General features: G+C 39.1%; 23 protein-coding genes and 1 tRNA gene. 19 read left to right on the top strand and 5 right to left on the bottom strand.

The window, feature by feature from the left end:
* The first annotated feature begins 111 nt into the window (after nt 1-111).
* From fadR to uvrC, 6 genes are all read left to right on the top strand, one after another.
* Nucleotides 112-693 carry a fatty acid metabolism transcriptional regulator FadR gene (fadR, locus tag AC4BHA_RS08500; RefSeq protein ID WP_066108759.1) on the top strand — a complete coding sequence of 194 codons (582 nt, stop codon included), beginning with the start codon at nt 112-114 and terminating at the stop codon, nt 691-693.
* 36 nt (nt 694-729) lie between these two features.
* On the top strand, nt 730-1,503 hold the full coding sequence (locus AC4BHA_RS08495) for an enoyl-CoA hydratase (protein ID WP_139892815.1): 774 nt from the start codon (nt 730-732) through the stop codon (nt 1,501-1,503).
* Between the two features lie 126 nt (nt 1,504-1,629).
* On the top strand, nt 1,630-2,403 hold the full coding sequence (locus AC4BHA_RS08490) for an electron transfer flavoprotein subunit beta/FixA family protein (RefSeq protein WP_066108751.1): 774 nt from the start codon (nt 1,630-1,632) through the stop codon (nt 2,401-2,403).
* 67 nt (nt 2,404-2,470) lie between these two features.
* Complete coding sequence (locus AC4BHA_RS08485; RefSeq protein ID WP_490558435.1) at nt 2,471-3,448, top strand: electron transfer flavoprotein subunit alpha/FixB family protein; 978 nt, start codon at nt 2,471-2,473, stop codon at nt 3,446-3,448.
* 182 nt (nt 3,449-3,630) lie between these two features.
* Nucleotides 3,631-3,945 carry a thioredoxin gene (gene trxA / locus AC4BHA_RS08480; protein WP_066108745.1) on the top strand — a complete coding sequence of 105 codons (315 nt, stop codon included), beginning with the start codon at nt 3,631-3,633 and terminating at the stop codon, nt 3,943-3,945.
* Between the two features lie 129 nt (nt 3,946-4,074).
* Nucleotides 4,075-5,862 carry an excinuclease ABC subunit UvrC gene (gene uvrC, locus AC4BHA_RS08475; protein ID WP_066108740.1) on the top strand — a complete coding sequence of 596 codons (1,788 nt, stop codon included), beginning with the start codon at nt 4,075-4,077 and terminating at the stop codon, nt 5,860-5,862.
* A gap of 114 nt (nt 5,863-5,976) precedes the next feature.
* Here the strand turns inward: uvrC and AC4BHA_RS08470 are convergent, their stop codons facing one another.
* Nucleotides 5,977-6,438 carry a YslB family protein gene (locus AC4BHA_RS08470; protein ID WP_066108735.1) on the bottom strand — a complete coding sequence of 154 codons (462 nt, stop codon included), beginning with the start codon at nt 6,436-6,438 and terminating at the stop codon, nt 5,977-5,979.
* 406 nt (nt 6,439-6,844) lie between these two features.
* Between AC4BHA_RS08470 and AC4BHA_RS08465 the strand changes: the two genes are divergently transcribed.
* The 11 genes from AC4BHA_RS08465 (at nt 6,845) to AC4BHA_RS08415 (ending at nt 15,820) form a co-directional block, all read left to right on the top strand.
* On the top strand, nt 6,845-7,462 hold the full coding sequence (locus tag AC4BHA_RS08465) for a succinate dehydrogenase cytochrome b558 subunit (RefSeq protein WP_066108731.1): 618 nt from the start codon (nt 6,845-6,847) through the stop codon (nt 7,460-7,462).
* Nucleotides 7,463-7,519: 57 nt separating this feature from the next.
* Nucleotides 7,520-9,280 (top strand): succinate dehydrogenase flavoprotein subunit, encoded by a 1,761-nt coding sequence (gene sdhA / locus AC4BHA_RS08460; RefSeq protein ID WP_066108728.1) that lies wholly within the window; start codon nt 7,520-7,522, stop codon nt 9,278-9,280.
* Between the two features lie 2 nt (nt 9,281-9,282).
* Nucleotides 9,283-10,044, top strand: coding sequence for a succinate dehydrogenase iron-sulfur subunit (gene sdhB, locus AC4BHA_RS08455; RefSeq protein ID WP_066108725.1), 762 nt, complete (start codon nt 9,283-9,285; stop codon nt 10,042-10,044).
* A 306-nt stretch (nt 10,045-10,350) separates the two neighbouring features.
* On the top strand, nt 10,351-10,821 hold the full coding sequence (locus AC4BHA_RS08450) for an acyl-CoA thioesterase (protein ID WP_066108722.1): 471 nt from the start codon (nt 10,351-10,353) through the stop codon (nt 10,819-10,821).
* Between the two features lie 119 nt (nt 10,822-10,940).
* The gene (locus tag AC4BHA_RS08445) at nt 10,941-11,165 is read left to right on the top strand and encodes a helix-turn-helix domain-containing protein (protein ID WP_066108719.1); all 225 of its coding nucleotides are present in this window, start codon (nt 10,941-10,943) and stop codon (nt 11,163-11,165) included.
* Nucleotides 11,166-11,446: 281 nt separating this feature from the next.
* A complete protein-coding gene (racE, locus tag AC4BHA_RS08440; RefSeq protein WP_066108716.1) occupies nt 11,447-12,268 on the top strand; it encodes a glutamate racemase in 822 nt (273 codons plus the stop codon).
* 163 nt (nt 12,269-12,431) lie between these two features.
* A complete protein-coding gene (locus tag AC4BHA_RS08435) occupies nt 12,432-13,523 on the top strand; it encodes a GerMN domain-containing protein (RefSeq protein WP_490558434.1) in 1,092 nt (363 codons plus the stop codon).
* Nucleotides 13,524-13,667: 144 nt separating this feature from the next.
* Entirely contained in the window at nt 13,668-14,405 is a 738-nt protein-coding gene (gene rph, locus AC4BHA_RS08430; RefSeq protein ID WP_490558433.1) for a ribonuclease PH, read from the top strand.
* A gap of 46 nt (nt 14,406-14,451) precedes the next feature.
* Nucleotides 14,452-15,057: an XTP/dITP diphosphatase gene (locus tag AC4BHA_RS08425; RefSeq protein ID WP_490558432.1), complete on the top strand. Its 606-nt coding sequence runs from the start codon at nt 14,452-14,454 to the stop codon at nt 15,055-15,057.
* On the top strand, nt 15,054-15,566 hold the full coding sequence (locus AC4BHA_RS08420; RefSeq protein WP_066108704.1) for a metallophosphoesterase family protein: 513 nt from the start codon (nt 15,054-15,056) through the stop codon (nt 15,564-15,566). Before AC4BHA_RS08425 ends, AC4BHA_RS08420 begins: the two co-directional genes overlap by 4 nt.
* A 180-nt stretch (nt 15,567-15,746) precedes the next feature.
* Nucleotides 15,747-15,820, top strand: a tRNA-Arg gene (locus AC4BHA_RS08415).
* A gap of 199 nt (nt 15,821-16,019) precedes the next feature.
* Here AC4BHA_RS08415 and AC4BHA_RS08410 read toward each other — a convergent pair.
* The 3 genes from AC4BHA_RS08410 to AC4BHA_RS08400 form a co-directional block, all read right to left on the bottom strand.
* A complete protein-coding gene (locus tag AC4BHA_RS08410) occupies nt 16,020-17,237 on the bottom strand; it encodes an NAD(P)/FAD-dependent oxidoreductase (RefSeq protein WP_490558431.1) in 1,218 nt (405 codons plus the stop codon).
* A 193-nt stretch (nt 17,238-17,430) separates the two neighbouring features.
* Nucleotides 17,431-18,993, bottom strand: a complete 1,563-nt coding sequence (locus AC4BHA_RS08405; protein ID WP_490558430.1) for an esterase/lipase family protein — start codon at nt 18,991-18,993, stop codon at nt 17,431-17,433.
* Between the two features lie 502 nt (nt 18,994-19,495).
* Entirely contained in the window at nt 19,496-19,765 is a 270-nt protein-coding gene (locus AC4BHA_RS08400) for a DUF1292 domain-containing protein (RefSeq protein ID WP_066108697.1), read from the bottom strand.
* Between the two features lie 180 nt (nt 19,766-19,945).
* Between AC4BHA_RS08400 and AC4BHA_RS08395 the strand changes: the two genes are divergently transcribed.
* Both AC4BHA_RS08395 and AC4BHA_RS08390 read left to right on the top strand, forming a co-directional pair.
* Nucleotides 19,946-20,959, top strand: coding sequence for an LLM class flavin-dependent oxidoreductase (locus AC4BHA_RS08395; RefSeq protein ID WP_066108694.1), 1,014 nt, complete (start codon nt 19,946-19,948; stop codon nt 20,957-20,959).
* A 283-nt stretch (nt 20,960-21,242) separates the two neighbouring features.
* The gene (locus AC4BHA_RS08390; protein ID WP_490558429.1) at nt 21,243-22,058 is read left to right on the top strand and encodes a GNAT family N-acetyltransferase; all 816 of its coding nucleotides are present in this window, start codon (nt 21,243-21,245) and stop codon (nt 22,056-22,058) included.
* Nucleotides 22,059-22,176: 118 nt separating this feature from the next.
* Here AC4BHA_RS08390 and AC4BHA_RS08385 read toward each other — a convergent pair whose 3' ends face one another.
* Nucleotides 22,177-22,986 carry an SDR family oxidoreductase gene (locus AC4BHA_RS08385; protein WP_490558428.1) on the bottom strand — a complete coding sequence of 270 codons (810 nt, stop codon included), beginning with the start codon at nt 22,984-22,986 and terminating at the stop codon, nt 22,177-22,179.
* Between the last annotated feature and the right edge of the window lie 19 nt (nt 22,987-23,005).

The following is a 23,005-nucleotide window of genomic DNA, read 5'->3' as shown; positions in this document are numbered from 1 at the left end:
TTCGCAAAACCATTTGATTGAAAAGGGATTTAGCTTGACTTTATTATTTTTCCCCTCTAATATGAAATTATGAATGACTATTCATTCATTTTTAGAGGAGGAAGAATGATAATGAAAAAAGACCGCCCAAAATACAAACAGATTATTGATGCAGCCGTGATTGTTATTGCAGAAAACGGCTACCATCAAGCACAAGTCTCCAAGATAGCAAAGCAGGCGGGTGTAGCGGATGGTACGATTTACTTGTATTTCAAAAATAAAGAAGATATTTTGATTTCCATGTTCCAGGATAAACTGGGAAGTTTCATATCCAGTATTGAAGAAGAGATGGAACGGGTATCCAGTGCAACTGAAAAAATGCTGGTGCTGGTGCGCAAGCATTTTGAGATTCTTTCTGAGGATAAGCATTTGGCTATCGTTACACAGTTGGAATTACGGCAATCCAATAAAGAGATACGTTATAAAATTAATGATGTTCTTAAAGGATATTTAAAGCTTGTTGATTCCATTTTAGTTACAGGAATTGAACAAGGGGAATTCCAAGATAAACTTGATGTTCGTCTGGCTCGTCATATGGTATTTGGTACGCTGGATGAAATCGTTACGACTTGGGTGATGAACGAGCAAAAATATGATCTTAATAAGCAAGCTGAACCAGTTCACCATTTAATAATCAAAGGATTGGGTGCTTGAATGAGATAACCATGATACAAAAAAGGGGTAATACAAATGAAGACATTACGTGTATATGAGGAGAATCAGGTGGCCTATGTCTCTATAGATAGGCCACCAGCTAACGCACTGGCTTCTGATCTTCTTGAAGATTTATCCGCCATGTTTGATTCGATTGAAGAAAACGAGGATGTGCGGGTTGTTGTCCTATATGGAGAGGGGAAATTTTTCTCAGCTGGTGCAGATATTAAAGAATTCACGACAGTTACATCCGAAGGAGATTTTTCTGCTCTTTCTAAAAGAGGACAGGATTTATTTGAAAGGATTGAACGGTTCAAAAAACCGGTCATAGCGGCCATTCACGGCGCTGCATTGGGAGGCGGACTTGAGCTCGCTATGTCTTGCCATCTGCGATACGTAACTGAAAGGGCTAAGCTTGGATTGCCAGAGCTGCAGCTGGGTCTTATTCCCGGTTTTGCTGGTACTCAAAGGCTCACTCGTTTTGTGGGAGCATCCAAAGCTGCAGAGATGATGTTCACATCTGAACCTATTTCTGGTTTGGAGGCTGTTGAAGCAGGACTTGCAAATAAATCCTTCAAGGATGAAGAGTTAATGGATGCCGTAAAAGAGATTGCCGGTAAAATTGCAGGAAAAAGTCCAATTGCACTAGAGAAAGCCATCCACCTTATTAACTACTCTAAGCATGAACAATATTACAAAGGAGTAGATGAGGAAGCTATCCAATTTGGCAAAATCTTTGTCACTGAAGATGCTAAAGAGGGGATTCATGCATTTTTAGAAAAACGTTTGCCGATTTTTAAAGGAAAATAGGCGGTCAATAGCGAATCATTTTGTGAGTAACCTCTTCTCTTTGAGTGGGAGCTTCAGAGAGTAGGAGTTATATATATTTAGTTTTCTCAATCTTCAAAATTAATACGAACTATAGGAGGGCAATACATGAATATCTATGTTTTGCTAAAAAGGACATTTGATACAGAGGAGAAAATTTCATTATCAAACGGCCGTATTCAAGAAGATGGCGCTGAGTTTATCATTAACCCGTACGATGAGTATGCAGTGGAGGAAGCTATCCAGGTGCGTGATGCACAGGGCGGCGAAGTGACTGTTGTGACAGTCGGCGGAGAAGATGCAGAGAAAGAGCTAAGAACTGCACTTGCAATGGGAGCTGATAAGGCAGTTCTTATAAATATTGAAGATGATGTGGAAGATGGAGACCAATATACAACTTCTAAAATATTAGCTGAGTATTTAAAAGAACAAGAGGTTGATTTGATTATTGGAGGGAATGTGGCAATTGATGGAGGTTCCGGTCAGGTAGGACCGCGTGTAGCCGGTTTACTCGATATCCCTTATGTAACTACTGTTACTAAACTTGAAATTAACGGCGAAAATGTAACCGTTACCAGAGATGTTGAAGGGGATTCTGAGATTATTGAAACTTCTCTGCCTTTATTAATTACAGCTCAACAAGGTTTGAACGAGCCGCGTTATCCATCCTTACCAGGGATTATGAAAGCGAAGAAAAAACCGCTTGAGGAATTGGAACTGGATGACCTTGATCTTGAAGAAGATGATGTAGAAGCTAAAACAAAGAGTATTGAAATTTATCTGCCTCCTAAGAAAGATGCCGGTAAAGTTTTACAAGGGGAAATTCCTGACCAAGTAAAGGAACTGGTTAATCTGCTTCGTACTGAAGCAAAGGTAATTTAATTTAAATAAACGGTGATAGTGATAGATAGCAACGAACACAAAGGGAAAAATAACGGGAGGTAAAATTATGTCTAGAAAGATTTTAGTTTTAGGTGAAACAAGAGAGTCTTCTCTTCGTAATGTATCCTTTGAAGCAATCGCTGCAGCTAAGACAGTTGCTGAGGGCGGAGAAGTTGTAGGCGTTATACTTGGAGAGTCTGTTACAGAGATTGGGATGGAATTAATTCATTATGGAGCCGACCGTGTTATCGCTGTTGAGAATGAACAGCTAAAACAGTATTCATCAGACGGTTATACTCAGGCCTTGTTAGCTGTGATTGATCAAGAATCTCCTGACGGACTTATTTTCGGCCATACTTCATTGGGAAAAGACCTGGCGCCGCGTGTTGCTGGTAAATTAAGTTCCGGACTAATTTCAGATGCGATTGGTGTAGAAGAGGCAGGCGGAAATATCGTCTTTACACGTCCAATCTACTCCGGTAAAGCATTTGAAAAGAGAATTGTAACAGATGGACTAGTATTTGCTACTATTCGACCAAATAATATTGATCCGCTTGAGCATGATCCTTCCCGTACGGGGGATGTTTCAACTATATCTGTAGATATCAAGGATTTACGTACCGTTATTAAGGAAGTATTACGTAAAGCAACTGAGGGAGTTGATCTGTCAGAAGCTAAAGTAATTGTTGCCGGTGGACGGGGAGTAAAAAGCGAAGAAGGTTTTGAACCACTAAAAGAATTGGCCAACGTTCTTGGAGGTGCTGTTGGAGCATCTCGCGGAGCATGTGACGCCGAATACTGTGATTATTCTCTGCAAATTGGCCAAACAGGTAAGGTCGTGACACCGGATCTGTATATTGCTTGTGGAATTTCCGGAGCAATCCAGCATTTAGCCGGTATGTCTAACTCCAAAGTAATTGTAGCAATCAACAAAGACCCAGAGGCTAATATTTTTAAAGTAGCTGATTACGGTATTGTTGGCGATTTATTTGATGTAGTTCCTTTATTAACAGAAGAGTTCAAAAATCTTCTTGTGAAATCTTAAGTTCATATTTTGGGTAAACAGGGTGGCAAAAGCCATCCTGTTTTTCAACATAAAGGTAAAATTAGTACAAACCCATTTCTTTGAAATTCAGGATAATTAAGCAGGACAGTAGCCATCCTATATAGAACAGTGGTATACTCCACTTATAGTTTACTTAATGTATGCTTTAGGAGGTAAAATTCATGGCAATTTCTAATGTAACGGATCAAACATTCGTAACTGAAACAGGCGAAGGCTTGGTTTTAGCTGATTTTTGGGCACCTTGGTGTGGACCTTGTAAAATGATCGCACCTGTATTGGAAGAAATCGATGCAGAGTTAGATGGTAAAGTTAAAATCGTTAAACTTGATGTAGATGAGAATCAAGAAACAGCTGTTAAATTCGGTGTCATGAGCATTCCTACACTTGTTCTTTTTAAAGATGGAGAAGTAGTAGATAAAGTGATCGGATTCCAACCAAAAGAAGCACTTGTTAATTTGATTTCCAAGCATTCTTAAGGTTTAACGTAAAAAAGACTTCGGACGACCGGAGTCTTTTTTCTTTTGGAAAGTATTAAAACCTCCTTTAATTGTAAAATCCGTTTATAATATATAGAAACTTAAACTTTAAGTAGAGGGGGGACCCTTTTGAATCAACATATAAAAGATAAGCTTAGCTTGTTACCCGATCAGCCGGGATGTTATCTAATGAAGGACCGACAAAATGTTGTTATATATGTGGGAAAAGCCAAAGTTTTAAAAAATAGGGTACGTTCTTATTTTACTGGTTCTCATGATGGGAAAACCCAGCGCCTTGTATCGGAGATTGAGGATTTTGAGTATATCGTAACCTCTTCTAATATGGAGGCACTCATATTAGAAATGAATCTAATAAAAAAATATGATCCAAAATACAATATCATGCTGAAGGATGATAAAAGCTTTCCGTTTATCAAGATCACTTCGGAAAGGCATCCTCGATTAATCATTACAAGAAACGTAAAAAAAGATAAAGGTAAGTACTTTGGGCCCTATCCAAATGTATATGCAGCCAATGAAACTAAAAAGCTGTTAGACCGGCTGTATCCGCTCAGGAAGTGTACAACCTTACCGGCTAAAGCATGTTTGTATTATCATATTGGACAATGCCTTGCACCATGTGAAAAGACGGTCAGGGAAGATGAATATAAACAAATTACAGATGAAATAACAAAGTTTTTAAATGGCGGTTTTAAGGATATCAAGAAAGATTTACAGGATAACATGTATAAAGCATCAGAAGAATTGGACTTTGAACGGGCCAAGGAATTAAGGGACCAAATCGCTCATATTGAAGCAACAATGGAAAAACAAAAAATTGTATTCAGCGATTTAACGGACCGGGATATATTTGGATATGCAGTTGATAAAGGTTGGATGTGTGTCCAAGTCTTTTTTGTTCGGCAAGGAAAGCTGATTGAGAGAGATGTCTCGTTATTCCCTTTATATGATGATCCTGCTGATGAGCTATTGACCTTCTTGGGGCAATTTTATTCTAAGCCAAATCATTTTAAACCACATGAAGTACTCCTCACTGATGATATAGATATAGAATTGGCTGAAGGACTTCTTGACGTGAAAGTGGCACAGCCTAAACGTGGACCAAAGAAAGACCTGGTGAAACTTGCTGTTAAAAATGCAAAAATCGCCTTGCAGGAGAAGTTTTCTTTAATCGAAAGAGACGAAGAACGGACGATAAAAGCAATTGAAAACTTAGGAGAAATCATGGGGATTCATACACCGCATCGAATCGAGGCTTTCGATAACTCGAATATTCAGGGTGTTGATCCTGTCTCTGCTATGGTTGTATTTATTGATGGGAAACCTGAACGGAAGGAATACCGGAAATATAAAATTAAAACCGTAATCGGCCCGAATGACTACGATTCCATGAGAGAAGTCGTCAGAAGGAGATATGCCCGCGTACTTCGAGAGAATCTCCCTTGGCCGGATTTAATCATAGTTGATGGAGGCAAAGGACATATTGAGGCAGTTCGCGAAGTAATCGAGGATGAATACGGAATGGAGATTCCTGTAGCGGGATTGGCTAAGGATGATAAACATAAGACCTCCGTATTGCTATACGGAAACCCTTTAGAAATAATTCCATTGGGCAGAACCAGCCAAGAGTTTTACCTCTTGCAGCGTATACAGGATGAGGTTCACCGATTTGCAATTACCTTCCATCGACAAATTAGAGGAAAATCAAGCTTCCAATCTGTCCTGGATGGAGTTCCTGGTATAGGAGAGAAAAGAAAGAAAGTACTGCTTAAGCATTTTGGCTCGATTAAAAAGATGAAAGAAGCCACATCAGAGGAATTTATAAAATTGGGAATCCCTGAAGCAAGCACCAAGGCTTTATTGGATAAACTAAATGAAGAACAAAAAAATGACTAACCAGTAAACCTGCACCTTTAATTTTATGGTGCAGGTTTTTTATTGAAGGTAAACAGATATCATAGAGAAAAAGGGCAATTCATATATGGAATTACCCTTTTTAATCAATTTACATTAAATGGTATCTTTATTGTCGGTTTTCACCGTGAAGTATACTTTATTTGCCCGTTTTTTTTGTTCTTCATAGCTTTCAGAAACTACTTTTCTCTGATGTTCTGTTTGGTAGGCAAGAAAACCTGCTTCTAATTGGAAATGGGTATTTTCGTTGATTGAAAATCTGCGGTTAATTAATTCACCTGTAAGCTCCCACTTTAATTCATCTTTTGTTTCCTTTACCAGCGTAAGGTCGCCCCAACCGGCGTCATGAAAAAACGTGATGGTTTCTTCTGTACTAGATAATGGAAATCTTCTTCCGAGTTGCTTTCCAGCCCAATAAAGGATTTGAGGGCCTTCCTTTCCCAATAAATCTTCCAAAAGGAATTCTCTTATTATTTCATACCCAAATGCAGGTATTAACGGCTCATTTTCAGTGACAGGTGCCATTTCTACTGACTCTAACTTATCTTCTTTTGTCATAGTTTCCCCTCTTTCCTTACATTATTATAGCTATATATATGGGAGTGGATGCAAGGGTAAAGTTGTATTTTCTATTAAGTATTTTCCAGGTAATATATAGAAATAGAAAAATATCAGTTATTTACAAATTATCGGTAGAAATAGGAAATCTCTGTATCCGTTTTCTTGACGCATTTTGGTTGAAAGGAGTACAATAAAACCGTCACATAATTGTAAGAATATGTGGAATTATTTTTGTTTTTATACTATTCATCTATTAATTTTGCAGAAAAATGTTTTTGGCATCTTAGATGGGTGGTGGGTTAGATGATTGCAGCTATGTTGAAGACCTGCTTGCAATTATTTAAGGCATAGTCCTTATCCAAGGCTATACTTTTATTTTTTCATTTTCAGAGGGAGGGTAACTATGGAGAGTCGTCGCGAGTTTAATTTACGTAGGTTACATTCGTTGTTAGGGGTATTACCAATCGGGCTTTTTTTGATTGAGCATTTAATGGTCAATTATTTTGCGACAAGAGGGCCTGAAGCATTCAACAAAGCAGCTGAATTTATGCATGATTTACCTTTTAGGCTTTTAATGGAGATTGTTGTCATCTATTTGCCAATCCTTTTCCATGCTGTATTAGGTCTTCATATTGCATTTACGGCGAAATATTCAGTGGGAAGTTACAGCTATTTCCGTAACTGGATGTTTGCTTTACAAAGAATCACAGGTATCGTGACTGTAGTTTTTATCGTTTGGCATGTATGGCAAACGAGGGTGCAGGTCGCATTGGGTGATACAGCAAATGCGGATATGATGGTTGAAATTTTTTCTAATCCATTTATGATTGCTTTCTATATGGTAGGTGTACTTTCAGCAATATTTCACTTTGCAAACGGGTTATGGTCATTTGCTTTAAGATGGGGACTTATCGTAACACCAAAATCCCAAAGAATATTTACATATATAACTCTTGGAGTTTTTGTATTTTTAGCTTTTATATCCATTCGCACGCTGCTGGCGTTTATCAACATGGCTTAAACAATTGCAATAGCTTAGCAGGTGAGTCTGCTAGTTTAATAAGGAGAGGGTCGGTTTATGAGTAAAGGTAATATAATCGTAGTCGGCGGCGGTCTTGCTGGTTTAATGGCTACCATCAAAATCGCTGAAGTAGGACATAAAGTAGAACTTTTTTCAGTCGTACCCGTTAAAAGATCCCATTCTGTTTGCGCCCAAGGGGGAATTAATGGAGCGGTAAATACAAAGGGTGAAGGTGATTCTCCTTGGGAGCACTTTGATGATACCGTGTATGGCGGTGACTTTCTGGCTAACCAGCCGCAGGTAAAAGCAATGTGTGATGCGGCTCCTTCGATCATTCATATGTTTGACCGTATGGGCGTTATGTTTAACCGTACGCCTGAGGGATTGCTCGACTTCAGACGTTTCGGCGGTACACAGTATCATAGAACAGCATTTGCAGGCGCAACTACTGGCCAGCAATTGCTCTATGCATTGGATGAACAGGTTCGTCGTTATGAAGTGGCGGGTCTTGTTCAGAAATATGAGGGTTGGGAATTCCTTGGAGCGGTGCTGGATGATGAACAGATATGCCGCGGAATTGTAGCACAAAATTTAACCTCTATGGAAATTAAATCTTTCCGTGCGGATGCAGTTATTATGGCAACCGGAGGACCTGGAATTATTTTTGGTAAATCTACGAATTCCATCATTAACACTGGTTCAGCAGCTGCGATTGTATATCAGCAGGGTGCTACCTATGCAAATGGTGAATTTATTCAAATACATCCAACGGCAATCCCTGGGGATGATAAACTTCGATTAATGAGTGAGTCTGCGCGTGGAGAAGGCGGACGTATTTGGACTTATAAAGATGGAAAGCCTTGGTACTTCCTTGAAGAGAAATACCCTGCTTATGGAAATCTAGTTCCTCGTGATATCGCAACACGTGAAATTTTTGATGTGTGCGTGAATCAAAAGCTGGGAATCAACGGTGAGAACATGGTCTACTTGGATCTTTCTCATAAAGATCCTAAAGAGCTTGATATTAAATTGGGCGGTATTATTGAAATCTATGAAAAATTCACTGGTGAAGATCCGCGCAAATTGCCTATGAAAATCTTCCCGGCTGTTCACTATTCCATGGGTGGACTATGGATTGATAACGACCAAATGACTAAAATACCTGGATTATTTGCTGCCGGTGAATGTGATTTTTCACAGCATGGAGCTAACCGTTTAGGAGCGAACTCCCTGCTATCCGCCATTTATGGAGGAAGTGTTGCAGGACCAAATGCGGTACGCTATGTAAATGGACTTGCTAGAAACGCTGATTCCCTACCGGATTCTTTATACGAACAGCATGAGAAGGCTGAAATGGAAAAATGGAATCGCATTATGTCCATGAATGGAACAGAAAATGCTTATTCCATCCATAAAGAATTGGGTGAATGGATGACCGATAATGTAACAGTAGTTCGTTATAATGATAAGCTTCAAAAAACAGATGAAAAGATTCAGGAGCTGCTTGAAAGATGGGAAAACATTAATATTAACGATACGGCAAAATGGAGCAACCAGGGAGCATCATTCACACGTCAGCTATACAATATGCTTCAACTGGCACGCGTTATCACATTAGGTGCCCTGCAGCGTGACGAAAGCCGTGGTGCTCACTACAAACCGGATTTCCCAGAACGAAATGATGAAGAGTTCATGAAAACGACAATGGCTGACTTTGTTGATGGAAAATCTGCACCAAATATTTATTATGAAGAGATTGATGTCTCACTTATTAAGCCGCGTAAACGTGACTACTCTAAGAGCAAGGGGGCAAATTAATTATGGCTACAGAAAGTAAAGTACTGTTTAAGATCCAACGCCAGGATAACCCGAACTCTGAGCCCTATTTTGAAGAATTTGAGTTGTCCTATCGACCAAATATGAATGTCATCTCTGCACTAATGGAAATACGTCGTAACCCGGTTACAAAGGAAGGCAAGAAAACAAGCCCGGTTACGTGGGATATGAACTGTCTGGAAGAAGTTTGCGGTGCCTGTTCCATGGTCATTAATGGAAAGCCACGTCAATCCTGTACGGCATTAGTGGATCAATATGAACAGCCAATCGTGCTGGAACCAATGCGTACTTTCCCGGTTATCCGTGACCTTCAGGTAGACCGTAGCAGAATGTTCGATTCACTTAAAAAAGTTAAAGCCTGGATTCCTATCGATGGTACGTACGATTTAGGTCCGGGACCTCGTATGGCTGAGAAAAAACGCCAGTGGGCATATGAATTATCTAAATGTATGACTTGCGGCGTTTGCCTGGAGGCTTGCCCGAATGTAAATGATAAGTCCAACTTTATCGGACCTGCTCCTGTGTCACAGGTTCGTCTATTTAACGCTCATCCAACAGGTGAAATGCAAAAAGCAGAACGTCTGAATGCGTTAATGGGTGACGGAGGAATTCAGGATTGCGGTAACTCCCAAAACTGTGTTCAAGTTTGTCCGAAAGGTATTCCTTTGACAACCTCGATTGCTGCATTAAATCGGGACACGAATGTCCAAGCTTTCAAAAATTTCTTTGGAAGTGACAAAATCTAAGTCTTTTCATTTTGATAGCCTTAGATGGATGTAAATAAATGTAATATAGCAAGTGAAAAGGCCGTCTGTAATAGTCAGACGGCCTTTTCCGTTTAGCGATTGTGTTATGTTTGTAGAAATATAAATAAATAGGTTAGTACTACATTTGTGATCATACAATAAAGTTTTATTTTTATTCACTTGTAATCTAAGCAAAGGACATGGTCCAAAAAACATGCTATCCACCAGTAAAATAATTACAATTTCGTCGATTTTTCTGTATAATGAATGAATAGTCATTCATATTTATGGAGAGGTGTGTTCCCAATGGGTAAAATTGCATATATTAAAGACATGGAAGAGTGGAAAGAAGAATTTACTTTTTCTTATTCTATTAAAGTTAGATTTTCAGAGACAGATATGTTTGGGCATTTAAACAATACAGTGCCTTTTACGTATTTTGAACAGGCACGGATTGAATATTTTAAAAGTCTTGGCATGATGCAGGATTGGGTGGATACCAAACATGAAACGATTCCTGTAGTAGCTGATCTTCAATGTGATTTTCTCCACCAGGTTTTTTTCGATGAGAAACTCAATATTAAAGTTAAGGCAAATAAAATAGGCAATTCATCGGTTGATATCCATTATCTTGGTCTACGAGAGGATGGGGTTCCCTGCTTCACCGGTCGAGGAACAGTTGTCCAAATTTCCAGATTAAGCGGTAAGCCGGTAGCTTGGACAGAAGAGATGAAGGAATTGTTTAATGACGGATTGAAGAAGCAACCTCAATCATAAAAACACGTTCATTCTTATCTAAATATAGTCACTCCTTATAGACCAGTCACATACACTATCGTGACTAAATATATACCCAATCCTAAGGTTATGGCTGGTAGCAAGGAGGGTTACAATAGTTGAAGGAGAACGATTTCACTCATAAACCTTTACTCACAAAAAGAGAAAGAGAAGTATTTGAGTTATTGGTACAGGACAAAACAACAAAAGATATCGCTAAGGACCTCTTTATTAGTGAGAAAACTGTGAGAAATCACATATCTAATGCGATGCAAAAATTGGGCGTAAAGGGCCGTTCCCAAGCGGTCGTAGAACTACTTCGAATGGGTGAATTAGAATTATAAGATCATTCAATGATCTTTTTAGAAGCTCGCCTAGCAATTGATCTATTTATCATTGTTCTTGACAATTCCTTTATGAGTCCATAAATTAGGAAGAGTAGCGAATATCAAATCACTATACACGTCATTGTAAAATGTAAAGTATGTGGTTTGAATCACTACTCTATTTTTATGCCCAAGTGATGGATTGGAAAAGAAATAAACTAATGATAAAGTGATATACAGTCCGGTTTAAATAATAGAGCAAAATGCTGCAAGCAAAAGATAGATAGAGGCGATCTGATTTGGATAGAGAAAACCCAATAGGACTTATCGATTCGGGAGTTGGCGGATTAACGGTTTTTAAAGAATTTATCAGGCAGCTTCCAAATGAAAATTTAATATATCTTGGTGATACAGCCAGATGTCCATATGGGCCCAGACCAATGGAAGAAGTTCGAAAGTTTACATGGGAAATGGCTCATTTCCTTTTGAAGAAGAATATTAAAATGTTAATTATAGCTTGTAATACCGCGACGGCTGCCGTACTTGAGGAAATGAGGGCAAGCCTGCCAATTCCGGTTTTGGGTGTTATTCAGCCGGGAGCTAGGGCAGCGATTGATGTATCAAAATCAAGAAACATCGGTATTATTGGTACGGAAGGAACAGTGCGCAGTAAAGCATATAATAAGGCGTTATTAAGCATTCATCCAAAGGTACACATTGAAAGTTTGGCATGCCCAAAATTTGTCCCTCTGGTAGAAAGCGGGGAATGGAACAGTGCAATTGCTAAAAAAATTGTTGCTGAAACATTAAAGCCTTTGAAAAATAGGAGCATGGATACATTGATTTTGGGATGTACACATTACCCATTGCTAACAGAACCTATATCAAATTATATGGGATCCTATGTGACGGTTATATCATCAGGGGAAGAAACGGCCAGAGAGGCAAGTGTACTATTGGAGCATGCTGGCATGCTAAATAAGGAAACCCCTCAGCCAACCTACAATTTCTATACTACCGGCTCCAGAAGAATGTTTAAATCTATTGCTTACGCCTGGCTTGGTGAAGCAGTTGAAACGGTTGAACATGCTACGCTTAATCAGTTGGTAGATGGAGACTAGTAAAGCAACTTATAAAAACCCTTGCACAATTTTAAGTATGAAAATACTTCGCTAAAATTGTGCAAGGGTTTTTTTAATCCATAATTTTTTTCTGCCTATAAAGGTATAAAATGAGCCAAGCCCCGTATATATGTAGTACAAACAGTCTTAGGAGGAATGGTGTATGCCTTTACGAACAAAATCAACATTGGTTGCTTCGGTACTTATATCATCTGTTTTAGTGTCAGGCTGCGGCTTGTTCGATTTACCAAAAAAAGAAGAAATTGATCCGCCACAGGATGTTACTTATTTGAAGGAGCAGGCAGAGGGTGAAGAAGAAGTTGTCAATCAGGAGGGTGTTAACACCAACGAAGAGGCAGGAAAGAATGAAGAGGCATTAAAGGTTCAAACGGAATTATACTTAATGGATGCAAATGGATATATTGTGCCACAAACCATTCCATTGCCAAATACAGAAAGTGTAGCTAAGCAGGCGGTGGAATATTTAGTGACGAACGGCCCGGTATCACAAATGCTTCCGAATGGATTCAAAGCTGTTTTGCCGTCAGATACTGCTGTTAAAAGTGTAGACATTAAGGATGGAGTAGCCACCGTAGATTTTTCTAAAGAGTTTAAGGAATATAAAAAAGAGGATGAAACGAAAATTCTGGAGTCAGTGACTTGGACTTTAACGCAATTTGATAAAGTGGAGAAAGTAAAATTGCAAATCGAAGGGCAAGCATTAAAGGAGATGCCCGTTAATAAAATAGCAATACAAAACGGAACATCAAGATTAATGGGAATTAATAACGATCATACAGACACGACCGATATTATGAATACACGTCCTGTTACGGTTTATTATATGTCCGGTGAAACAGATAACTATTATTATGTACCAGTGACAAAAAGAATCAGTAATCAGGAAAATGACCATGTAGAAGCCGTAGTCAGCAGCCTGATTAAAGGTCCGGGTTATTCCTCTCCGCTTGTTACGGAGTTCAGACCTGATGTTGCATTAGTCGAGGAACCTAAAATAGAGGATGGCGTGGTTACACTTAATTTTAATGAATCTATTTATTCAAGCTTTGATGGGGAGGAGAAAATAGTATCCGGCCATTTATTAAATGAACTGGTGCTTTCTCTTACTGAGCAAAAAGATATAAAGAAAGTGGCGATTCAGGTAAATGGAGAGGGTGAGCTTCTGAAGGAAGATGGCAAGAAGCTATCGGAACCGGTAACACGACCTGAAACCGTCAATACAGGTAAATACTAATAGTGAAAAAGATGGGCAAGTTCCGTTTAGGAGCTTGCCTGTTTTTAATTTGGACATAAATGGCAATATTGTTTGGACAGGGTGCTTTTTTATTGATTTAGGGTATGCTAAACTAAGCATGATGTATACATTTAGGAGGTACCTATGAGATTTGATGGTCGAAAGAAGAATGAATTAAGACCCGTACATATAGAAACAAATTATATTAAACACCCGGAAGGCTCGGTGTTAATCAGTATCGGTGATACAAAGGTGATTTGTACAGCCAGTGTAGATGACCGTGTTCCGCCATTTATGCGCGGAGAAGGAAAAGGATGGATTACGGCAGAGTATTCAATGCTGCCTCGTGCAACAGAGCAAAGGACGATGCGCGAATCAACTAAAGGGAAAGTTACTGGACGTACGATGGAGATCCAGCGTTTGATTGGGCGCGCTTTACGTGCGGTAGTCGATTTGGAAGCGCTTGGAGAAAAAACAATCTGGATTGATTGTGATGTGATTCAGGCAGATGGAGGAACAAGAACAGCTTCGATTACAGGTGCATTCGTTGCAATGGCGATTGCGCTCGATAAGCTTCAGGAGGCAGGGAAAATTAGCTCTTATCCGATTAAAAACTATTTAGCTGCCACATCAGTCGGGATGATTGAGGAGCTTGGAGTGGTTCTTGATTTGAATTATCATGAAGACTCTAAGGCTTTAGTGGATATGAATGTCATTATGACAGGCGCAGAGGAATTTGTGGAGCTTCAGGGAACCGGAGAAGAAGCGACTTTCTCCAGACATCAATTGAATGAATTACTTGACCTTGCAAGTGAAGGTTTACAGCAATTATTTACTGTACAGCAAGAGTCATTGGGAGATATAGCAGCTAAAATTCAGTAAAGCGTACCAATTTATACGATTTTTCTCTTGGGAGGAGAAGTTGAATATGAATACCGTTTTAATTGCAACCAAAAATAAAGGTAAAGCAAAAGAATTTGAAGCATTATTTTCCCCAAAAGGGATTAAGGTTATTACCCTATTAGATATTGAGAATGCGATTGATGTTGAAGAGACAGGAAGCACATTTGAAGAAAATGCTCTTTTGAAGGCTAACACTATTTCCGAGCTTATGAATATGCCTGTTTTGTCTGATGATTCTGGCTTGGTCATTGATGCATTGGATGGACGTCCGGGTATTTTTTCGGCAAGGTATGCAGGTCCAGGAAAAGATGATAGAGCTAATTATGAAAAGGTTCTTAATGAGCTAGAGGGTGTACCTAAAGAAAAACGAACTGCCCGTTTTTATTGTGCAATAGCACTTGTCGGTCCGAAGATGGACCCTATTACAGTTTCCGGAACATGTGAGGGAATCATTGCTGACGCGCCGGATGGCGAGAATGGCTTCGGATATGATCCTATTTTCTTTGTGCCGGAAAAACAAACAACGATGGCGAACCTTGAAGCAGGGGAGAAAAACAGAATCAGCCATCGAGCGAATGCTTTAAAAGAATTAGAGAAAGTACTAAATGAAAAAGTAGTGGAATTCCTATGAAATGTTTAATTGTCAGTGATAGCCATGGCTTACTGGAAGAATTGGACGTTTTGCATGAAAGACATAAAGAAGAGGTCGATCTGTTTATACATTGCGGGGATTCAGAATTATCTCGTGATGATCAAGTAATTCAGTATTATCAAACTGTACGAGGTAATTGTGATTTCGGAGAGGACTTTCCGGAGGATTTAATTGCACATCTTGAAGACTGGTCAATACTTGTTACACATGGGCATTTATACAATATCAAATCTACGTTGATGAATATTAGCTTGAAAGGGAGAGAGGTTGGTGCGAATGTTATCTGTTTTGGCCACTCTCATATAGCAGGTGCAGAAAAAATTGATAACTGCCTGTATATTAATCCCGGCAGTATACGTCTACCGAGAGGAAGTCAGTATAAAACCTATGTGATTCTCGAAAAACAAGGTCAGAATGCAATCGTTGATTTTTACACAATGTCTGGGGAAAAATTACCAGGCTGGCAATTGAAAACAACACTTTCCTAAATCAAAAAAAAGTTGTATAGTAAGTGAAGGGAATATACAGATCAGGATTTGTGAGTTCCCTTCCCTTCCCTTCACTTTTAAAAAGATAAAAAACTTTTTCAAAAAAGTTATTGACTTATAAATAAAGTGATTATATAATAATAAATGTCGTTAAGGACAACGTAAAAAAATTAAAAACATGTCCCAGTAGCTCAGCTGGATAGAGCAACGGCCTTCTAAGCCGTCGGTCGGGAGTTCGAATCTCTCCTGGGACGCTAGTAAAAAAAACCTCTTATTTTCATAAGAGGTTTTTTGTTTCTAAATCTAATAAGTATGAAGCTAGAATGATTAAATCTATGGTATAGACAAATTCTCATCCAAGTCCGTTAATTAAAGAAAGAGGCAAAACCTTTTAAAGTTGGTTTTGCCTTTTTTTACATTTAATATTGAAATTATACAAATAACCTATTTGGATTACCTTTCCCTCCGTTTCTGACTATATAAGTTAAAGGCTGGATGAGAACCTTTTGTGATGATATCCGTGATGATTTTAGACAAGACAGTGCTATAGACAAGTCCGTTATCTCCATAGGCAAATTGAAAATGGCAGTGTGGAAATTCGTCATATTGACCGATAAGAGGAAGTCCATCGTGTGTCCCGCCATAGAAGGCTCCAAGATAAAATTCGGGTTCAGCTTTTATATCGGGAAAGAGCTTATTAAATTCTTCAATAAGCTTCGTCTTTTTATGATTAATTTTTGAATCACGATCCTCAGGATAGATTGTGTTTTCGTCAAGTCCTCCAATGATAATCCGATTATCTGCAGTTGTGCGCATATAGATATATGGGCGTGCTGTTTCCCAAATTAATGTTTGCTTATACCATTCAGATTGCTGAAGATTTTCAACCGGTTTGGTGATAACAGCATATGAACTTGTCAGAAGACAATCCTTATCTTTTTTAAATTCGAGCCCTTCATATCCAGCAGCAATGATGACTTTTCTTGCTGTGATGGAATGATTACGGTCTGTAAAAAATGTAGCATACTCCTTATTGAATTTTTTACCGGTTATTTTTGTATCCTCAAATATTTGTACACCCTTTTGATGGGCTGCTTGAATCAGGCCATGATTATATTTAAATGGATTGATTTCCCCATCATTATGGATATACAAGGCTGATTGCTTAGAAAATGGGTAACGCTCTTTAATTTGGCTTTCGTTAAGCAGATCGACAGGGAAGTGGTGCTTGATCAAATAATCGTATTCCCTTTGTAACTTCGTCTCTCCTTGGGGATCACTGGCATAATAGAGGCTATCCCTTCGTGTAAACTCGGAATCTAAATTTAGTTTTTTCGATGTTTCTTCAATTTCAGAAATGGCTTGCTCGCATAATTTTGTATGGTAAATGGCTGATTCTTCCCCAAAGGAATTGATCAACTCAAACAACATCTTATCTCCTAAATATTGAAGGAGGGCGGTGTTGGTCATTGTGCTGCCGGTACCAATCCTTCGTTTATCAACTACAGCCACCTTAAGTCCTTTGTCGCTTAAAAGGTAGGCGCACTGTGCCCCTGAACTTCCTCCCCCAACAATAAGAACATCACAAAGTATATCTTCCTCCAACGATGGATATACAGGAGGATTAGGATAAGTTGTTTGCCAATAATATTTGCCGCTCTGCAGGTTCATAATCCGTGCTCCTTTTATAGAGGTGATTTGAAATAGAATTCCCTGCTGAAATGAAAGTATACCTGTATCAAAGTGTAAGATTATTGGATGGAGCGAGAGCTTAAAAAATATATTATGACCACTTTATAATCTGAATAAGCAAAAAAGAAACACCTCTCTTATTAAAGAAACATAAGAGGGGTGTATATACACATTAATCAATATAAACAGATCTCACCAACGTGCGAACAGATTCTTTTCCGTTAGGATGCTTGGTCTTGATATCGACTGTCATATTATAGACACCTGGCTTCGGCACTTTTGGCAGTTTGGCAGAGAAATCTATTCCGTTGGTTGTCTTAGGGAGGACGGTTTGCGTCAATTCGATACCGTCTTTGTCGATTAATTTAATTGAGAAGCTAGCTGTTCCGGAATGCTTAGGGGCACGGATGGTGAAGTCCGTCAGCTCTGCTTTGCCTGTTCCGGCCATCTCCAGTTTATATATTTCCTTTTCGTTAAAGGTAGAGGCTAATAGATAGGCATCATCAGCTTCCGTTGCCTTTATTTGTACCGTCCATGTACCAGGAGTGAATTCTTTGTTATAAAAGGTATATAAGCTGGCACCGGAAAAAAGTATCTGATCGACAGTCGGCTTAGAGGCGGGGATGATGGTACCATCTGGTGAAATCAATTCGACACCTGTTGTTGAGTGGGCCGTATAGATCGAGATTGTACCGGTAGTTTTTTCAGGAATATAGATCTCTTTTTTTACAAGTTGATTTTGGGCTAAGGCATCCCCATGAATATAGTGGGACGATGTGTTTTGGATAGCTGATTCATATTGATTGGGAAGATTTGTTGTGGTTTTAGTTTGTGTGACAGTAGCAGAACGCAAGTAAGGCTCAATCCGCGAAAACACCTTGGAGCCCATCCGAATATTATCATGGTCAATTGAGCTGTCTGTAAACAGATGTGTACCATAGGATAGTTTGGAGCTTGTTTCAGTGACCAATCCATCATTAGCCCCGTATGAAGATAAATAGGCGCCTCCCAAGGATAGAGCGGAGAAAGCAGGTCCATGATCCGTTCCTGCCACGGTATAGTACTTATTCTTGTTTCTATTCGTATGCCCATCCGTTACAGAGCGGAATCTCGCCATTTCCCCAAGCTGCAAAGAATAGGTACCAGCATCGTTTTGGCCAAGCAAATCTCCGAGCCACCCAGCATACCAGCTATATGCCAGGTCTGCCAGCTCTGAACCACGATGTGGTGAACCTAGTGTAATAACCTTGCCGACATAGGGGTGGGCTCCATAGTGTACTAGGGCTGCTTGAGTATCTGGTCCTCCTTTGCTGTGAGCGATGATGTTGACTTTCTGGCCATTGAAGTGTCGGGAGATATCGGCTAGCATCGATGCAAGTAATTCTCCGTTCGTATACTGATTTTCCGACCCGTTTCCGGCTGCATCATAAAGCTGGACAAAGGCGGTTTGATATCCGGCTTCATACGCCTTTGTATACATATCATTCACGCCATGATATTCTGTTTCACCGTACCAACTGGTTGAACTGCCATTTTTCCCTTGGACAAAAACAATCGGAGGTTTAGCTGGATTTAAATTCGGCGGCCGTTCACCCAGGAACCATTGGCCTGGCGTAAAGGTTTCATCAGGTGGTTTCAGCTTGCCGGCTGAGGTTTTTGTAGGCAGGCTGAATGGTAAGAAAAGAAGCGCAGCTGATAGAATAACACCAATCCGTTTCTTCATCGTATCCTTCATATGATCCTCCATTCAAATCAGTCTTTTAATACAAAAATAATTTTATGATGATTAGAGGTTTCGTATTCTGAAGCAAATGGCTCAAAATGTATTAGGAATAATTATGTGTGCAAGATTCTTTGAATCTGGAAGAGGAGTTTTCTTTGGTTGATAAAACGTAGTCAGAGTAGGTTTCTTTAGATAAAAACATTTATTAAATGTCATAATGAGAGCGGTAGATACAATCTTTATCTATTTAACTATACAATCATTTTGACTTTTTTTACAATTTAAATGTGGCATACAAGCATAGAGGAGAAATACTGTTATTAAAGAAAAAATAACTAAGAGATTTTCTGTACGTGGGAAATTGAAGGATGAAAACGGAATGGGCCTTGAATGGCTGGGATTTAAGTATATTCACAGTCAACACCTAGGTCTATATGTAGATCTTGACTGAATTCACAAAAAAAGGTTGTCCCTTATGCTATTAATGCATTTGGGACAACCTATTACCTGTAAATTAATGAGAGTGTTTCATATTCTCTTCAAGTACACTTGCGACCTTTTGGAATTCTTCGTCGCTTTCAATTTCGTGAAGTTCACCGTCTTCGTCAACACGGAAAAAGAATATTTCCATATCTTCTTCTGTTTCGAGTTTGATTTCTTCCACGAGTGCGGTAACAGCATATTCTGCTCCGTCTACATCCAATGTACCTAGTACTTCAATTTCTTCTTCCTGTCCATTTTCGCCTTCTAATACAAGGATTTCTCCCACTTCAATTTTCGCCATTTGATTACTCCTTTAACGATTTACTTGTCCGCTTAGTATATCCATTATTGATAGGAAAAACAACTATTAATACCCAGGTGCGAAGCTTAGAAAAAGGATTGATCAAGCAAGAATGTTTGTTTATTGTCACTTACTTGTTACTATTAAATGGAAACTTTATGATGGAAGGATCCAAACTATATGACAAATAAAAGTATTAATATAAATGTTCCTGTTTCTGTACTAAATTTAGCCCCTATTCGCAAAGGCCAAGATGCAAAGGGAGCAATTGATTCAATGGTTGAGCTTGCACAGGCTACAGAGAAGATGGGATATAAGCGATATTGGGTTGCCGAGCATCACAATACACCTACAATGGTTAGCTCAGCCACTTCTATTTTAATTAAACATATTTTGGAGCATACAGATAAAATAGAGGTCGGATCCGGTGGCATTATGCTGCCTAATCATTCCCCATTAGTTGTGGCGGAGCAGTTTGGAACGATGGCAACTATCTATCCAAATCGCCTTAATTTGGGCTTGGGAAGAGCGCCTGGAACAGATATGATGACGGCGAGTGCATTAAGACGTTCACAGAAGGATTCCGTTTATACATTTCCTTCAGATGTGCAATCCTTGTTAACCTATTTGGGACCGGAAGAGAATCAGGGTTATGTAAGGTCGTACCCGGGTGTCGACACCAATATACCAATTTATATTTTGGGATCCTCTACGGAATCAGCTGTTCTTGCTGCTAAATTGGGTCTGCCTTATGTATTTGCAGCCCATTTTGCTCCAACTTATTTGGAAGAAGCCATCTCAATTTACCGTAATCAATTCAAGCCGTCTGAATATCTAAGTGCTCCTTATATGATGGTCTGCTTGAATGTTATTGCAGCGGAAAGTGATGAAGAGGCTGAGATAGAATCTACAACCATGCAACAATTTTTCCTAAACGTTGTTCGTGGGACAAAAAATTTGTTAAGCCCTCCAATCAAAAACATGGATGAATTATGGAATGGACCTGAAAAACAAATGGCAAAATCCATGTCCAGTGTCACGTTGCTTGGCTCAAAACAATCCATACGCGAGCAGCTAATCAGCTTCCAGGAAAAATATAATGCTGATGAAATTATGGCTGTTTCCTATATCTATGATCAAGATAAACAAAAGCGGTCCTACGAAATACTAAAAGAAGTGGTTGAAGGTCAATAATGAAAAAACATCGCATCCGACGGTACATATTTAACCGTGAGGATGCGATTTTTTATTAATGTATTGTGTCGTTGCAATCCTATTTGTTCCGTCGAGCTCAGTTGAAAAGTGATAACATGAAGAAGGAAATGTGGCAGTAAGGATTTTATTAAGCAACCGTAAATATACATAGAATAATTATGTTAAAATATTCAAAAACATAGTTTTACGAGTTCTTTGTCGGTGGATGGGCTAAATTGTATATTAAAGCATTCAATATTTTTTTGTATGGGAGTGAGGGAGAATGATTAAGCGTTTAAGCGAAAAAGATCATGATGTTTGTGTGTCTTTTATTCATACGAAGCCTTCTGAAAACTTATTTTTAATTGGGGATATTGAAGCGTATGGATATGAGGAAGATTTCCAAAAGGTTTGGGGAGAGTTTGATACAAATGGGAATCTGATTGCCGTTCTTTTAAAATACAAAGAAAACTATATCCCATATGCTGTGAATGATCTATTTGATGCCAAAGGATTTGCTGATATTATGCTGAATGATCCTGAATTTTCCATGATGTCCGGTCTAAAGGAAGTCACTGAGAATATTGAACCCTATTTACAGCAGAGACTTTTAAATAAAAGGCAAACATTTTATGCGAAATGCCAAGTTTTAAACGCTGAGGCTGGCTATGTAGATACGACAGAAGTACAGTATGCTGCACCTGATGATGCAGAACGAATTGTTGAATTGCTGCAAAATATCCCGGAATTTAAAAATTCATGTACGTCGGTAGAAGAAAAACGTAAAAGTTTAAAGGATGGTTTTTCGCGTTGTGCTTATATTACCGATAATGGGAAAGTAGTTTCATCCGCTTCGACTACAGCGGAAAATTCCTGCTCAGCTATGGTAGTCGCTGTCGCTACTTTAGGAGATTATAAGAAAAAAGGCTATGCTACGAAATGTATGGTCAAGTTATGCAAGCAGCTTCTTAGTGAGGGAAAGGAAATATGCTTGTTTTATGATAATCTAAATGCTGGCGCTATATATAAACGAATTGGCTTCGCAGATATTGGATATTGGATGATGTATAGGTTTAAGAAGGATAAATTGTCAGATTAATAGAGCGGCGATATGGAGAAGACGTAGTGGAAGGCATTCATACAAAGCACCCTGAAAGTTAAGCTTGAAACCTAATGTTCAGAGTGCAATAGAGTATTTACTATTACTGTAGGATTGTTTATTTATGTTTTGCTAGATTTGCTACAGTACCGCCATCTACGCGTAAGTCGATACCTGTGATATAAGAAGCCGCATCGCTTAATAAAAATTCTACAGCTGTTGCAATCTCTTTTGATTCCCCTTCACGAAGTAAAGGTGTAATTTCAAGCATCTTCTTCATTTCTGCTTGCTTTGAGGCTTCCTGACGTCCCATTGGTGTGTTGATTGTTCCAGGAGAGAGAGAATTTATACGTGCGCCTTTTTCTCCCCATGTCCATGCCTGGTCCTCAACAATTAATTGTACGCCTAATTTAGATAAACTGTAGGCAGCCCCAGGATTCCCTTGGGCAAATTGCTCCATTGTTTCCACGGCATTTTCAGCTAACGGCTGTTTTAGTACTTCCATATAAGGGCCTTGACGGGGAGCCATATAACCGCTCATGGAAGAGATGCAAACGACCGCTGTTCCTTCTGTAGCAAGTGGAAGGAAAGCTTCTAGAATAATGCCTGTCCCAACCAGGTTAACTTCTGTAATCCGTTTTGAATCCGCCATAGTAGGAGAAAGGCCTGCTGTATGAACTAATCCTTTTAATGTACCCAGCTCAGCAGTCTTATCAGCTAGGTCTGCAACGTTTTCCTTAGATGTAATATCAACGACTTGAATGAGGACATCTGTAATCCCTTTTCCAGCCAATTCCTCTTTTGTTTGAAGTAAGCGTTCATGCGAAACGTCTGCTAAAAGGACAGTCCCCTTCTTGCCGACTAATTCAGCAGTTGCTTTCCCCATTCCGCCAGATCCGCCTGTAATGACATATACTTGTTTCGTCATAGTTCCAACCTCCTTATAT

This window comes from Pradoshia sp. Z3_51 (assembly GCF_058215915.1).
Note: the sequence above shows the minus strand (reverse complement) of the source record. Positions and strands in the feature narration are given on the sequence as shown.